Raw genomic sequence first — 13,676 nt, forward strand, 5'->3', positions numbered from 1 at the left:
CTCATCAGCGTAGAGTGGACGCATCATGACTGAGGCAAGCCATACCGAACCCGACCGGGCACTGAAATCCGGCGAGAAGATTCAGCTCACAGACCCCAAGGGCCGAATGCACACGATTGTGCTGGCTCCGGGGGAGCTGTTCCACACGCATAAGGGACTCATCGAACACGATGCCATCATCGGTCGCACCGAGGGAATCATCGTGTCGAACACAGGAGGAATCGACTTCCAGGTCTTCCGCCCGCGGTACGAGGACTTCGTTCTGTCTATGCCTCGCGGGGCTGCGGTCGTCTATCCCAAGGATTCCGGTCTGATCGTCACCCTCGGTGATATCTTCCCCGGTGCAACCGTCGTCGAAGCCGGAGTCGGCTCCGGGGCCCTGTCCATGGCTCTGCTGCGGGCAGTCGGCCCCACCGGCACCCTGCATTCCTTCGAGCTCCGCGAGGAATTCGCTACCATCGCGGCCGGCAACATCGCAGACTTCTTCAACGGTCGACCGGACAACTGGTCAGTCACCGTAGGCGATCTCTCCGACGAACTGCCTCAGGCCCATGCCCCCGGCAGCGTCGACCGGGTCGTCCTCGACATGCTCACACCATGGAACACGTTGGACGCCGTCAGCCGGGCGCTGGTACCCGGCGGCGTCGTGATCGCATACGTCGCCACCGTTCCCCAGCTCTCCCGCTTCGTCGAAGCCCTGCGCGCCACGGAGAACTTCAGCGAACCTGAGTCGATGGAGGCCATGGTCAGAGGGTGGCACGTCGATGGGCTCGCAGTCCGTCCCGACCACCGGATGATCGCCCACACCGGATTCCTTGTCATGTCTCGACGTATGGCTCCCGGAGTGGCCCCGTTGGAGAAGAAGAAACGACCTCAGGGCGCTCCGGCATCGACTGAAGACGTTGATGCCTGGACGAAGCCTGAAGTCACCGATGAAGCGGTCGGTGCCAGAGTGGCGCAGGGAAAGAAGCTGCGCCGCGTCATGCGCGAGGCGGGAAAACGCTTGAATCAAGAACTGCCGACCTCAGAGTCGAACACTCAAGAGTCGAACACAGAAGTGTCGGACACACAGGAGTCGGACACCACAGGGTCGAAGGAGGACCAATGACCGAGACCACGCCCGAAGCACAGCGTCAGCGCGAGGACACAGCGTCATTGCGCCAACAGCTCTTCAGCGCCGGGAAACGCAATGAAGCTCTGTCGAAGACCCTGCGCACAGCTCGCGACGAGCTGAACAGGATCAAAGAAGAAGCCCGTCGACTGACGGAGCCGCCCAACAACTGGGGCACCCTCATCGCGGTGGAAGAGTCGGGGCTGAGCGCCGACGTCATCGTCGGCGGCCGCCGCATGCGCGTAGCCGTCGGACCCGAGGTGGAGCCGAAACAGCTGCGTGCCGGTACCGACGTGCTTCTCTCCGAGGGTCTCGTCATCATCGGAACTGGGTCCTTCGCCCCGGTCGGCTCGGTCGTCAACGTGCGCGAGTTCGTCGACGACACCCGGATCCTCGTCGGCGCACCCGGCGATGACGAGCAGGTCTTCATCCTCGGCGAGGACCTCGTCGATGCCGGTCTGCGCGTCGGTGACGCCGTGGTCGTCGATACCCGCACGCACTATGCGCTCCAGGTCGTCGAGAAGCCCGAGGTCTCTTCGCTGCTGCTCGAAGAGGTCCCCGACATCACCTACTCCGACATCGGTGGACTGGCTGATCAGATCGGTCAGATCAAGGACGCAGTGGAGCTGCCCTTCGAACATCCGCAGCTCTACACCGAACACGGACTCAAACCGCCGAAGGGCATCCTGCTCTACGGCCCTCCCGGCTGCGGCAAGACTCTGATCGCGAAAGCCGTGGCCAACTCCCTGGCCGACCGGACCGGCGCAGGTCAGTCCCGCAGAACCTACTTCCTCAACATCAAGGGACCGGAGCTGCTGGACAAGTACGTCGGCGAGACCGAACGTCAGCTCCGCCTCATCTTCGCCCGTGCGAGGGAGAAAGCCTCAGCAGGGTTCCCCGTCGTCGTCTTCTTCGATGAGATGGAATCTCTGTTCCGCACCCGCGGTACCGGCAAATCCTCGGACGTGGAGACGACCATCGTGCCGCAGCTGCTGACCGAGATCGACGGCGTCGAGCAGCTCGACAACGTCATCGTCATCGGCGCTTCGAACCGCGAAGACCTCATCGACCCCGCAATTCTGCGTCCCGGTCGTCTCGATGTGAAGATCCGCATCGAACGTCCTGATGCTGATGCGGCACGTGACATCTTCGAGAAGTACCTCACCGCCGAACTGCCTCTGCACCCGAGTGTGCTGACCGGTCATGAAACCCCCGCCGAGGCGGTGTCATCTCTGATCTCATTCTGTGTCGACCGCATGTATGCGCTGTCACCGGAAAACGAGTTCGTCGAGGTCACCTATGCCGACGGAGCGAAGGAAGTACTCCACTTTGCAGACTTCGCCTCCGGTGCCATGATTCATAACATCGTGGACCGGGCCAAGAAGAGTGCGATCAAGTCGCTGCTGGAAACCGGCGAACGCGGACTCCAGCCCCAGCACTTCGAAGAGGCCATCGCCGAAGAGTTCAGCGAGCACGAGGACCTGCCCAATACGACGAACCCTGACGAGTGGGCACGGATCTCCGGGCGCAAGGGGGAGCGAGTGACGCATCTGCGGATGATGCACCTGGACACGACGCGAGGTGCCCCAGCGGTTCCGTTGGAATCGGACATCGCCGAGGTGTACCCCAATTCAGACCTGGTCTGATTCGCCCCGTACGCGGTCGGCTTCAGGAGCTACGATCAGCGGAGTAAGACAGTAATCATCCTGAGTCAGAGATGGTGCTCAGCGGCGGCGTCGACGAGCAGTGCTGCCGCCGCCGGTCACTGCTGTGGCGATGACGCGCCAACCGACCAAGGTGATGAGGTTGAGGCTCGCGGCGACGATGACGAATGGTCCAGCGGTGCCCTCACCTGTCAGAGCGCGAATCACGAGTCCGAGCAGGACGGTGATCGCCCACACCGCGGTCCCCGTGGCCAAAGGAGAGATCGGGCGGTCCCAGACCGCCGAGAGAAGCCAAGCGATGCCGAGCCCGGCCAGGAACGGCCACGCTGTGGTCATGAGACCCTGGAGTTCGAAATTATGAGAATGTGTGTAATGACCGATGATGGTGAATAGGACGACCAGGACGAGGTCGACGGTCAACGCGATCGGGAGATGAGATTTCTTTGCAGCCACGTCCCCGAGTCTAAACGTTAGAGGGAGTACAGATGCTCAGTGTCCACCGTGTCATGGGTTCAGAAACCGAGTTCGGACTGAGCCAGCCCGGCAATCCGGGAGCGAACCCGATGCGTGACTCGGCGCGCGTCGTCGACGCCTATGCAGGACCACGCGGACTGAAGTCGTCACAGAACTTCTGGGACTTCGCCACCGAATCACCCCTAGCCGATGCACGCGGCTTCTTCATGAACGTCGCCGACGCCGACATCTCCCAGCTCACCCACATGCCCCAGGAATCTGTGGAAGCACAGTACCTGGCCAACGTCGTGACCGAGAACGGTGCCCGCTACTACGTCGATCATGCCCACCCCGAGTACTCATCACCGGAAGTGCTGACTCCGCGCGATCTCGTCACCTACGACAGGGCTGGAGATCTGGTGGCCTTGGCCTCGGTGCGCAGTCTGGAAACAACGGATGAACCCGTCAACCTCTACAAGAACAACACCGATTCGAAGGGATCGTCCTACGGCACCCACGAGAACTATCTCGTCGACCGCGGTGTTGCTTTCGATGACCTCGTCGCCGGTCTGATCCCCTTCTTCGTCAGCAGACAGATCCTCTGTGGATCCGGACGAGTGGGCATCGGACGCGAAGGCGAGACCGCCGGCTTCCAGATCTCCTCGCGTGCTGACTTCTTCGAAGCAGAGGTCGGGCTCGAGACCACTCTGCGCCGACCGATCGTCAACACCCGAGACGAACCCCACGCCGATCCTGCCAAATATCGTCGACTGCACGTCATCATCGGCGATGCCACCATGGCCGAACCGGCCACCCTCGTCCGATTCGGCTCCACCTCTCTGGTGCTCGGACTCATCGAGGCGGGTATCGTGCCCACACTCGAACTCGCCGACCCGATGCAGGCACTGTGGGATGTCAGCCACGACCTGAGCTTGAGCACGAAACTGCCCATGTCCGACGGCACCACGATGACCGCACTCGAGATCCAGAACACGTACTACGCGGCCTGCCTCGAACATGTCGGAGACGACGCGGACACCACCGAGGTTCTGCGCGAATGGAAAAGACTCCTCGACGGTTTGGCCACCGACCCACGCAGCCTCTCGGACTCCATCGACTGGATCGCTAAATGGGTCCTGCTCGAAGGCTACCGGCAGAAGGAGAACCTTGACTGGGATCACCCGAAGCTTGCGCTCATCGACGTCCAATATCACGATGTCCGCCCCGAGAAGGGCCTGTTCTACAAGCTTGAGAAGGCCGGACGGATTCGCCGGATGACCACCGAAGCTGAGGTGGAGAACGCGGTCGTGTCTGCGCCCGACGGAACCCGGGCCTACCTCAGATCCTTGGCGGTGACCCGGTTCTCGGACTCACTGGTCGCAGCCAGCTGGGACTCGCTAGTCCTCGACGCCGGCGAATACGGAATCGTGCGACTTCCGATGAGTGAACCGCTCAAGGGCAACCGTGAACTCCTCGCAGACAGACTGGCCCAAGTGCACGACGCACAGGGACTGCTGCAGGCGCTGGGAGTGGATAGACTGAAAAAGACGAACGATGAAAGAGGTGCGCAATGAGTTCGCAGGAACAGGTTCAGAAAGACCATTCGGCTGGCGGGGGAGAACCACCCGTTGAACCGCCGGAGGCTGTGCAAGGACAGATCAACACCCAGAACGTGGATTCGATCCTCGATGAGATCGACGGAGTCCTCGAATCCAACGCAGAGGAGTTCGTGCGCAACTTCGTCCAGAAGGGCGGCCAATGAGATGTCAGGATTCTCTCCTGCATTTCTGAGTTCGACGAGCAACTCGTTCGTCGAACTCGCCCGCGCCGAGGCTCCAGAGTCGCTGCCGACAACGGTCGGGCATGACCTGGGGAATCACGTTCCGGAGGGGACGACGATCATCTGTTTCCGCACTGCCGCGGGCATCCTCATGGCAGGGGACCGGCGTGCCACGATCGGGAGCATGATCGCCTCCCACTCCATGGAGAAGGTGCGATCTGCCGACGATTTCTCGGTCATCGGCATTGCCGGCACCGCTGGGCTCGCGCTCGATCTCATCCGCCTCTACCAACTCGAACTCGAACACTACGAGAAGATCGAGGGCGCCCGCCTGTCTCTGGGCGGCAAGGCCAACCGTTTGGCGTCGATGCTGCGCGGAAACCTGAACCTGGCCATGCAGGGCCTCTCGGTCGTTCCGCTCTTCGCGGGTGTCGACGAGGCGACCCCGGCCGGGCAGATCTTCAGTTTCGATGTCACCGGCGGAAAATATGAGGAGCACCGATTCCATTCGATCGGTTCCGGGTCCGGCTACGCCCGTGGGGCGCTGAAGAAGCTATGGCAGCCCGACCTCGACTCCGACGCCGCGGTGTCGGTAGCCGTTGAAGCACTCTTCGATGCCTCCGATGATGATTCGGCCACTGGCGGCCCCGATTTCGTTCGGCAGATCGCACCGACGATCTTCACCGTCGACCTGGAACACGGCGTCGTCGAGATCCCCTCCGCTTCCGTGATGTCGGTGGCCACCGCAGTAGTCGACCGGCGGAGAAGGAAAGCACAGGCATGACCGTCATGAATGAGGCACTCACATGAGCCAGGCACCGTTCTACGTCTCACCCGAACAGCTGATGAAGGACCGCGCCGACTTCGCCCGCAAAGGCATCGCCCGGGGCCGGTCGGTCGTGGTTCTGCGCTACGACGAAGGCATCCTCATGCTGGCGGAGAACCCGTCACCGACGCTGCATAAGATCGCCGAGATCTACGACCGCATCGGCTTCGCCGCAGTCGGGAAATACAACGAATTCGAGACGATGCGCCAAGCCGGTGTGAGGTATGCGGACCTGCGCGGGTACTCCTATCACCGCAGTGATGTCACGGCACGGGGGCTGACGAACGCCTACGCGCAGACACTGGCCGGGGTCTTCACCACCGAGGCGAAACCCTTCGAAGTCGAACTCGTCATCGCCGAACTCGGGCTCACCGCCGATGCCGATCAGCTCTATCGGCTCAGCTATGACGGTTCTGTCATGGATGAGACCGAACATGTGGCAATCGGGGGACAGGCTGATGACATCACCGCAGCATTGCAGGACCTGTCGACCTCGGTGCTGCCGCTGTCAGAGGTCTTCGACCATGGTGTGCGCGCTCTTGCCACCGCAACAGCCGCGACACTGCCGACGAAAGACCTCGAAGCGGCCGTGCTCGACAGGAACGCCAGCGGTCACCGCACTTTCAAACGACTCAGCGACGCTATGATGGCGCAGCTGCGGGAGGACTGATGGCCAGAATCTACGGCCTCGAAACCGAATACGGGCTCGCCCATTCCGCCGGGGAGCACGACCGTCGCATCGGCCCGGAAGAGATCGCACGCTATCTGTTCCGACCCATCGTCGAGTGGGGACGCTCCTCCAACGTGTTCCTGCCCAACGGGTCAAGGCTCTACCTCGACGTGGGTTCACACCCCGAATACGCCACCGCGGAATGCGACAATTTGACCGACCTGCTCACCCAAGATCGGGCGGGGGAGTCCCTGATGATCGATCTGCTGGGACAGGCCCAGACAAGCATCGAAGCCGATGGACTCGGTGGACGAATCCATATGGTCAAGAACAACACCGACGCGGCCGGGAACTCCTACGGCTCCCACGAGAATTTCCTCATCCGCCGCAATCTCGACTTCAATCGCTTGACCACGGTTCTGCTGCCGTTCCTCGTCTCACGCCAGCTGATGGTGGGCGCGGGCGCCATCATCCCCGCACAGTCCTCATTCAAACCGGATGACGAAGCGAATCGCTCAGACATGATGTTCGGCCTCTCGGCACGATCAGATGTGATGTGGGAAGGACTCTCATCGGCCACGACACGGTCGCGTCCGATCATCAACGCCAGGGACGAACCTCACGCCGATGCGGAGAAGTACCGCCGTCTCCACGTCATCGTCGGTGATTCCTCGATGTCGACAGCCACCTCGGCGCTCAAGATCGGATCGGCCGTGCTCATGCTCGACCTCATCGAACAGGGCGCACGAATCCCCGAACACGGTCTGCGCCACCCAGTGCGCGACATCCGCCTCGTCGCCAGGGACCTCACCGGTTCGGTGCCGCTCGAGCGCACGGACGGGACGACGATCACACCGCTGCACCTGCTCGCCGACTACCGTGACCGCGCGCAGGTCCTCGTGCAGAAGGGCGACCACAGCCTCGGCGACGACGGGATGGCCGACTACGTCATCGACCTGTGGACCCGGATGCTCGACGCGGTGGCCGCCCAGGATTTCTCCGCAGTCGATCAGGAGATCGACTGGGTGATGAAGAAGGCCCTCATCGATCGGGCGTTGGCGCGTGGCATCGATGACCTCACGGATCCCCGGATCTCTCGTCTCGACATCGCCTATCACGACATCACACCTGACACCGGCCTGTTCCCCAAGCTGGAACGGACCGGAATGGCGAAGAACCTGGTCTCGTCGGAAGCACGGGAGAAGGCCAAAGACGTGCCACCGGCGAGCACTCGGGCAGCCATCCGCGGCGAATTCGTCCGGGCCGCCCATGCCGCACGCCGGGACTACACCGTCGACTGGGTGCATCTGAGACTCAACGATGAATCCGGTCGCGCCGTGGCGCTGAAGAATCCCTTCGAGCCCACGCACCCACAGGCCGAAGCTCTCATCGCAGGCCTGTAAGATCTCACTGATCTGGTCTTGAACGAAAGGAACCACGTGCGCACCAAAGTGCTCGCCGTCATCGCGGCCGCCACACTGCTGCTGTCCGCCTGCGGACAGGGCGAGGAGGCCAAGGACACTAACAGTGCCCCACCTTCCGTCTCGGCCAAGGACGCGAAGTCGACCAGCCTCGACGACGTCACAGTCGAAGGCAAGATCGGACAGAAACCGAAAGTCAGCTTCGAGGCGCCCCTGGTCGTGGACAAGACCGGGAAGTCCGTCATCAAAGAGGGCAAAGGCGACAAGGTCGCCGACGGTGAGCAGGTCACCGCGCAGATGACTTTGGTCTCAGGCACAACCGGCAAACAGATCGAATCGAGCTACGATTCGAAGTCACCGGCCGGGTTCCCGATGGACAAGAGCCAGATCTCGGAGCAGCTCTACGATGCGCTCCTGGACACGAAGGTCGGATCACGTGTGCTCATGTCGCTCAACGGCAGCGCACAAGAGGGGCAGCCCGCGCAGACCCTCGTCTACGTCATCGACATTGAGAAGACCACGAAGCCCTTGGCCCACGCCGAGGGCAAGAAGGTCGACCAGTCGAAGAACCCCGTGACGGTCAAATGGGCCGACAACGGTGAACCTTCGATCTCGAAGCCCAAGGGCAAGGCCCCGAAGGAACTCGAAACGTATACGACGATCGAGGGTGACGGGCCGAAGGTCAAGGAAGGCCAGAGCGTGGCCGTGCACTACTCCGGTTGGCTCTGGGACGACAATTCGAAGTACTTCGACTCAAGCTGGCAGGATGATCGCGGACCCTTCGCCGTTGACCCAGTCGGTGAGGCTGGAGTCATCGAAGGGTGGAACGAAGGTCTTGTCGGGGCAAAGGTCGGCAGCCAGATCGTGCTCGTCGTGCCACCGGACAAGGGATACGGAGAACAGGGCAGCCCGCCGAGCATTCCCGGCAACGCCACCCTCGTCTTCGTCATCGACGTCCTCTCAGCCCAGGGTTGAGGAAGTCTCGGCCTTTGGTTGAGCAAGTCTTGGCCGGTGGCTGAAGACACACACCATAGAACTACGACATAAGGAGACACCATGAGCAAGCAGAAACCAGTCGTCGACTTCCCCGGAACCGAGGCTCCGACCGAGCTCGTCATCGTTGATGACATCATCGGTGACGGCGTCGAGGCGGGCCCCGGCCATACCGTGAGCGTGAACTACGTGGGCATCGCCCACTCAACCGGTGAAGAGTTCGACGCCTCCTACAACCGTGGCACCCCGCTCGAATTCCGCCTCGGCTCCGGCATGGTCATCTCCGGCTGGGACCAGGGCATCCAGGGCATGAAGGTCGGTGGCCGGCGCACCCTGCAGATCCCACCTCACCTGGCCTACGGTGACCAGGGAGCCGGCGGCGTCATCAAACCCGGCGAGTCCCTGATCTTCGTCTGCGATCTGGAGGATGTGCGCTGAGACACAGTCACACTGCGCTGACACGCAAACTGTGAATCGGCTGCCGAGACTCAGATCTCGGCAGCCATTCTGCCCGCCGCGGCGGCAGCGAGAAACGCTGCCGCATCGGCGGGCAGTTTTCGTCCCATCGTCGACAGACCCACCGGTGAGGACTTCAAACCGGCCCATAGGCCCTCGAGGCTGACGTCGACCTGATCGTGCATGTGCAGCAGCGACATCTGCGCGGCAGCGACCTCAACCACCACGGAAGGGTCGGGTTCCATCTCACGACGGTCCGCCTCGGCGAGGGTGGAGAAGTCTGGGACCGGGATCGTCATTCCGGGACGAGCGATCTCGGTCAGAGACGTCAGAGAATGATGCGAGATGCCGAAATGCCTGCCACGGGCATCGGCATTGGACATGCGCAGGACACCCATCGGGGTGCCACCCAGCAGAGCGGCCGCATTGAGGTGCTCACCGGTGACGAGACCCGAATAGCCATATTTGGTTCCAGTCCCCAGATTTCCCGGACCCTGCGCGACGATGGCGATATCGGCACCGAGGACATGTCTGGCGGCGAGCAGACCCGTGTGAATCGTCACAGCCTCAAGATCGGCGCCCCAGGATTGACCGGTGCTGATGGTGCCGTGCAGCCAGCCTGCGTCCTTGAGTCCAGCTGCTGCCTGAGAGAAGCTGGCCGGCAGAGCTGCACCGTCGCTGAGGACATAGGCGATGTGCAGCTCGGGGTTGACCGCACGGACGCCGGCGATGATGGCTGGCAGAGCCGAATGCAGATCCGCCGCCAGCACAGGCATCCCACCCAGAGACTCTTCCCGAGCGAGGGTCTCATGGTGTTCCGACTCCTGATCGTCGACACCGAGGACCATCGTCTGCAGAGGGGAGTAACGGTCCTTGACCAGATGCCCTGGCCCCTCTGGGGGGTCGGCCGGCAGCGCATCGGGCAGAGCCACCACGAGACCGAATCCGCCTGTGCCAAGACGTTTGGCCAGCGCCGAAACGTTGAGCAGGACGATATCTCCGATCTGCGGGTCTCCGACCGCCTCCGTATAGGCGACGGCCTTGATATGTGTGATCGTCGTGCCCGGCAATGCCTGGTCAATATCGGCCTCGACCTCTGTGTATCCTGGCCGGGTGGAGCGAATCGTGGTCACGGTTCCTCTGCGCCAATGAATCATGGTCCTAAGACTATCGCCCGCATTAGGTTACGGTGGAATTGTGAATACACCCCGCCCCAGCAGACAGAGGCAGCAGACCGAGCGTCTGATGAACTTGCTGATCGCTCTCAGAGCCGCCCGCGGATGGGTCTCCCGGAAGACTCTGATGAGCGCCATCGACGGTTATGCGGGCCTCGACGACATCGCCTTCGACCGCAAATTCTCCCGCGACAAGGAGCTCCTGCGGCATATGGGGATCACGATCGCCACCCGCGCTGAACATGACGCCTACTCGGATGTCGGCGAGACGGGCTACCGGATCTCTGCCGACGACTACGCGATGGACGATGTTGAGCTCACCCCATCCGAGGCCGCAGCGGTAGCCGTGGCCGCTCAGTTCTGGTCCGACACCGAACTCGGCGAGTCCAGCGCACAGGCGCTGACGAAGCTGCGGGCATTGGGCATCGATCTCACCGAGGCGGGCCCAGGGCATGTCGAAGAGAATCAGGGACCTGCGGCACGCAAGCTCGGCAGTGCGAACTTCGCCACTGCGCTCCACCACATCAACGCTCGCGAGGCGATCAGCTTCAAGTACCACAAGCCCGGACAGAACCCTCGCAAGGTCAAGCTGGAACCCTATGCGCTGCTCAGCCGTGGAGACCGGGTCTACCTGCTGGGACACGACATCGACCGCGAAGCCGAACGCACCTTCAGACTCTCTCGCGTCGAGGGTAAGATCACGAAGCTCGGCGGGCGGGACCCCGGGGACTATGACATTCCCACCGACTTCGCACCGCATGTGGCGCTGAACTCGAGTACGGAGATGGCTGTCGTCGCCGAGGCGAAGCTGCGCATCCGTGCCCACCGTGCGGACCCGCTGCGCAGACGTCAGGTCCGCACAGAAGATGACTGCGTGGTCATCGAGTTCACCGATACGGCGTCTTTGGCAGCGGAGATCGTGAGCTTCGGCACCGCCGTCGAGGTGCTTGCCCCTGCAGAACTGGCACAGGCCGTCGAGGACCGACGTGAGACGGTCCGAGTCTCCCTCGAACGACTTGGAGGCCGCAATGTCCTCAGCGCGTGAACGACTCACCAGGCTGCTCAGCCTGGTGCCCTACCTCGACGCCCATCCAGGTGCTGACCTCGAAGAGACAGCCTCCTATTTCAACATCGATTCGGACACGCTCATCGATGACCTGCAGCTCCTCTTCGTGACAGGTCGCCCCGGACACATGCCCGATGACCTCATCGACGCCACCTGGGAGGGTGGCAAGATCTACATTTCCAACGCCGAGGAGGTCTCCGTCCCGGTCCGTCTCAGCGCGGAGGAAGCAGGCGTCCTTGTCCTGGCCCTTGAGCTCATCGACACCCTGCCGGGGCTCGACACCGAGGCTGTGCGGACGGCGGCACAGAAACTGCGACTAGCTGCGGGGGAGAACCTCCACACACCGGTCGAGGTCAGCCCCATTCCCGCGGACGAAGACCTCATGACGTTCCTCAAGCACGCGATCGACACGGAAGCAGCGATCGAGATCGACTACTACGTCGGTTCCCGAGATGAACTGACACGGCGGACCATTGCCCCCAGCAAGCTGGTTCCGGGGGCCGACTGGTACCTGGACGCCTGGTGCTACGGCGCGCAGGCTCCACGCCGATTCGCGCTGAGCAGCATCCGCTCCTGGTCACCGGCCGCACATCCGCCGCTGGCCGTGAGCAACAAGCAGTCGAACACCCACGAAGTCACCATGACTCTGTCCGCGGCCGGTGCATGGCTCGCGGATGAACTTGAGCTGAGCGAGCGTGAATACCTCACCAACGGGGAACCAAATGTGCGAATCAGATTCCTTGTGCACTCCGTGGACTGGCTGAGTCGGTTCCTGCTGTGCCACGCCGACGTCATCACCGACATCGACGACAGCGAAGCGGTCGAAGCCGCGCTGACACGGCTGGGCTGAGTCTGGACTTCGCACAGGGGTCTGGCCGTGGCGCGAGGATGAAAGGCACAGCCACACAGCGTAGAATCTTTCAGAGCAGACAATAGTCAAGGAGTCCCCATGAAACCGAGTTTCGTGCAGATCGCGATCGTCATCCTCATCATCGTGATCATTTTCGGCGCACCCAAGCTGCCGGCGTTGGCCAGAAGCCTTGGTCAGTCGATGAAGATCTTCAAAGCAGAGGTCAAGGATCTCCGTGATGACGATGAGCCCAAGAAGACGGAACCGGGCGAGCTCAACCGCGAAGCCACCGAAAACAACACCTCGTCGACCGCCGAGGCTACCCGAAAGCCTGAGCAGCCTGCGCAGGAAAAGCAGGATCCGCAGTCTCACGAGAAGTGAAAGAGCAAAACGACCGGCAGTCGTCTTCGGCACGGAGGAAGAACCCCGAACGGAAGATGCCCGTCGTCGGGCACCTCATCGAACTCCGGAATCGTGCCCTTGTCGCGGCGATCGCGATCGCCCTCGGCGCCGTCGCCGGATGGTTCCTCTATGATCCGGTCCTCGACATCCTGCAGGAACCGATCCGCAGCATCCGTGCCTCCGGCGACCGAACCGCTGAGATCAATTTCGCCGGAGTCGCCTCACCGTTTGATCTGAAGATCAAACTGTCGTTCTTCATCGGCATCTTTCTGTCCTGCCCGATCTGGCTCTATGAAATCTGGGCATTCATAGTGCCTGGACTGACGAAGAAGGAGAAGCTGTACTCCGTCGGTTTCCTCGGTGCAGCCATTCCGCTGTTCCTCGCGGGTTCGACGATGGCCTTCTTCGCCCTTCCCAACGCTGTCAAAGCACTGACGTCATTCACCCCAGCTGGCGGCACGAACATCATCCCTGCCCAGGACTACCTGAGCTTCGTGATGGTCATCATCGTGGTCTTCGGTCTGGCATTCGTCCTTCCGGTGCTCATGGTCGGGCTCAACATGATGGGAATCCTCTCAGCGGTCAGGATCCAGAAGTCCTGGCGGATCATCGTGATGCTCGTTTTCCTGTTTGCCGCCATTGCCACCCCCACTCCCGACGCGATGTCGATGTTCTTCCTTGTGATCCCGATGATGACGCTCTTCTGTTTGGCGTGGGTGATCTGCGTATTCAACGATAGGAGACGCAAGAAGCGCCTCATCGCACAAGGCCTGTGGGTCGACCCCGACGAACCGATTGACTGAGAGAAG

Annotated in this window: 15 protein-coding genes; 13 read left to right on the forward strand and 2 right to left on the reverse strand. The window is 61.9% G+C overall.

The features are described 5' to 3' along the window. Positions 1 to 25: 25 nt before the first annotated feature. Positions 26 to 1,108, forward strand: a complete 1,083-nt coding sequence (locus INT40_RS01735; protein ID WP_226830505.1) for a tRNA (adenine-N1)-methyltransferase — start codon at positions 26 to 28, stop codon at positions 1,106 to 1,108. Next, positions 1,105 to 2,757 (forward strand): proteasome ATPase, encoded by a 1,653-nt coding sequence (arc, locus tag INT40_RS01740; RefSeq protein WP_193095343.1) that lies wholly within the window; start codon positions 1,105 to 1,107, stop codon positions 2,755 to 2,757. The genes INT40_RS01735 and arc overlap by 4 nt, the downstream gene beginning before the upstream one ends. 78 nt (positions 2,758 to 2,835) lie before the next feature. On the opposite strand, the gene INT40_RS01745 is transcribed toward arc, so the two are convergent. Continuing rightward, a complete protein-coding gene (locus INT40_RS01745; RefSeq protein ID WP_193095344.1) occupies positions 2,836 to 3,228 on the reverse strand; it encodes a DUF3054 domain-containing protein in 393 nt (130 codons plus the stop codon). A 32-nt stretch (positions 3,229 to 3,260) separates the two neighbouring features. Between INT40_RS01745 and dop the strand changes: the two genes are divergently transcribed. From dop to INT40_RS01780, 7 genes are all read left to right on the forward strand, one after another. Then, the gene (gene dop / locus INT40_RS01750; RefSeq protein ID WP_193095345.1) at positions 3,261 to 4,802 is read left to right on the forward strand and encodes a depupylase/deamidase Dop; all 1,542 of its coding nucleotides are present in this window, start codon (positions 3,261 to 3,263) and stop codon (positions 4,800 to 4,802) included. Continuing rightward, positions 4,799 to 4,990: a ubiquitin-like protein Pup gene (locus tag INT40_RS01755; RefSeq protein WP_101574443.1), complete on the forward strand. Its 192-nt coding sequence runs from the start codon at positions 4,799 to 4,801 to the stop codon at positions 4,988 to 4,990. The genes dop and INT40_RS01755 overlap by 4 nt, the downstream gene beginning before the upstream one ends. Position 4,991: 1 nt before the next feature. Then, positions 4,992 to 5,792, forward strand: coding sequence for a proteasome subunit beta (prcB, locus tag INT40_RS01760; RefSeq protein ID WP_193095346.1), 801 nt, complete (start codon positions 4,992 to 4,994; stop codon positions 5,790 to 5,792). 22 nt (positions 5,793 to 5,814) lie between these two features. Further along, the gene (prcA, locus tag INT40_RS01765) at positions 5,815 to 6,504 is read left to right on the forward strand and encodes a proteasome subunit alpha (protein WP_101574441.1); all 690 of its coding nucleotides are present in this window, start codon (positions 5,815 to 5,817) and stop codon (positions 6,502 to 6,504) included. Next, entirely contained in the window at positions 6,504 to 7,907 is a 1,404-nt protein-coding gene (pafA, locus tag INT40_RS01770; protein WP_226830506.1) for a Pup--protein ligase, read from the forward strand. The genes prcA and pafA overlap by 1 nt, the downstream gene beginning before the upstream one ends. Positions 7,908 to 7,943: 36 nt before the next feature. Further along, entirely contained in the window at positions 7,944 to 8,900 is a 957-nt protein-coding gene (locus INT40_RS01775; protein WP_257930254.1) for an FKBP-type peptidyl-prolyl cis-trans isomerase, read from the forward strand. An 81-nt stretch (positions 8,901 to 8,981) separates the two neighbouring features. Beyond that, positions 8,982 to 9,356: an FKBP-type peptidyl-prolyl cis-trans isomerase gene (locus INT40_RS01780; RefSeq protein ID WP_101574439.1), complete on the forward strand. Its 375-nt coding sequence runs from the start codon at positions 8,982 to 8,984 to the stop codon at positions 9,354 to 9,356. A gap of 50 nt (positions 9,357 to 9,406) precedes the next feature. Here INT40_RS01780 and INT40_RS01785 read toward each other — a convergent pair whose 3' ends face one another. Beyond that, a complete protein-coding gene (locus tag INT40_RS01785) occupies positions 9,407 to 10,531 on the reverse strand; it encodes a DUF3866 family protein (protein ID WP_101574438.1) in 1,125 nt (374 codons plus the stop codon). 40 nt (positions 10,532 to 10,571) lie between these two features. On the opposite strand from INT40_RS01785, the gene INT40_RS01790 reads away from it, so the two are divergent. The 4 genes from INT40_RS01790 to tatC all read left to right on the forward strand — a co-directional run bounded on the left by INT40_RS01790 (position 10,572) and on the right by tatC (position 13,670). Next, on the forward strand, positions 10,572 to 11,594 hold the full coding sequence (locus tag INT40_RS01790; RefSeq protein WP_257930253.1) for a helix-turn-helix transcriptional regulator: 1,023 nt from the start codon (positions 10,572 to 10,574) through the stop codon (positions 11,592 to 11,594). Beyond that, positions 11,578 to 12,465 carry a WYL domain-containing protein gene (locus INT40_RS01795; protein ID WP_101574436.1) on the forward strand — a complete coding sequence of 296 codons (888 nt, stop codon included), beginning with the start codon at positions 11,578 to 11,580 and terminating at the stop codon, positions 12,463 to 12,465. The genes INT40_RS01790 and INT40_RS01795 overlap by 17 nt, the downstream gene beginning before the upstream one ends. Positions 12,466 to 12,564: 99 nt before the next feature. Beyond that, complete coding sequence (gene tatA / locus INT40_RS01800) at positions 12,565 to 12,846, forward strand: Sec-independent protein translocase subunit TatA (protein ID WP_101574435.1); 282 nt, start codon at positions 12,565 to 12,567, stop codon at positions 12,844 to 12,846. Then, a complete protein-coding gene (tatC, locus tag INT40_RS01805) occupies positions 12,843 to 13,670 on the forward strand; it encodes a twin-arginine translocase subunit TatC (RefSeq protein ID WP_374701042.1) in 828 nt (275 codons plus the stop codon). Before tatA ends, tatC begins: the two co-directional genes overlap by 4 nt. Positions 13,671 to 13,676 lie beyond the last annotated feature (6 nt).

The organism is Brevibacterium sp. FME17, assembly GCF_014897515.1.
Lineage (GTDB): Bacteria > Actinomycetota > Actinomycetes > Actinomycetales > Brevibacteriaceae > Brevibacterium.

Excerpts from the sequence above, each read along its gene's own strand:
- arc (WP_193095343.1), top strand. The coding sequence starts at position 1,105 with ATGACCGAGACCACGCCCGAAGCACAGCGTCAGCGCGAGGACACAGCG.
- pafA (WP_226830506.1), top strand. The coding sequence starts at position 6,504 with ATGGCCAGAATCTACGGCCTCGAAACCGAATACGGGCTCGCCCATTCC.
- INT40_RS01735 (WP_226830505.1), top strand. The coding sequence starts at position 26 with ATGACTGAGGCAAGCCATACCGAACCCGACCGGGCACTGAAATCCGGC.
- INT40_RS01795 (WP_101574436.1), top strand. The coding sequence starts at position 11,578 with ATGTCCTCAGCGCGTGAACGACTCACCAGGCTGCTCAGCCTGGTGCCC.
- INT40_RS01785 (WP_101574438.1), bottom strand. The coding sequence starts at position 10,531 with ATGATTCATTGGCGCAGAGGAACCGTGACCACGATTCGCTCCACCCGG.
- INT40_RS01755 (WP_101574443.1), top strand. The coding sequence starts at position 4,799 with ATGAGTTCGCAGGAACAGGTTCAGAAAGACCATTCGGCTGGCGGGGGA.
- tatA (WP_101574435.1), top strand. The coding sequence starts at position 12,565 with ATGAAACCGAGTTTCGTGCAGATCGCGATCGTCATCCTCATCATCGTG.
- INT40_RS01780 (WP_101574439.1), top strand. The coding sequence starts at position 8,982 with ATGAGCAAGCAGAAACCAGTCGTCGACTTCCCCGGAACCGAGGCTCCG.
- prcB (WP_193095346.1), top strand. The coding sequence starts at position 4,992 with ATGTCAGGATTCTCTCCTGCATTTCTGAGTTCGACGAGCAACTCGTTC.
- dop (WP_193095345.1), top strand. The coding sequence starts at position 3,261 with ATGCTCAGTGTCCACCGTGTCATGGGTTCAGAAACCGAGTTCGGACTG.
- prcA (WP_101574441.1), top strand. The coding sequence starts at position 5,815 with ATGAGCCAGGCACCGTTCTACGTCTCACCCGAACAGCTGATGAAGGAC.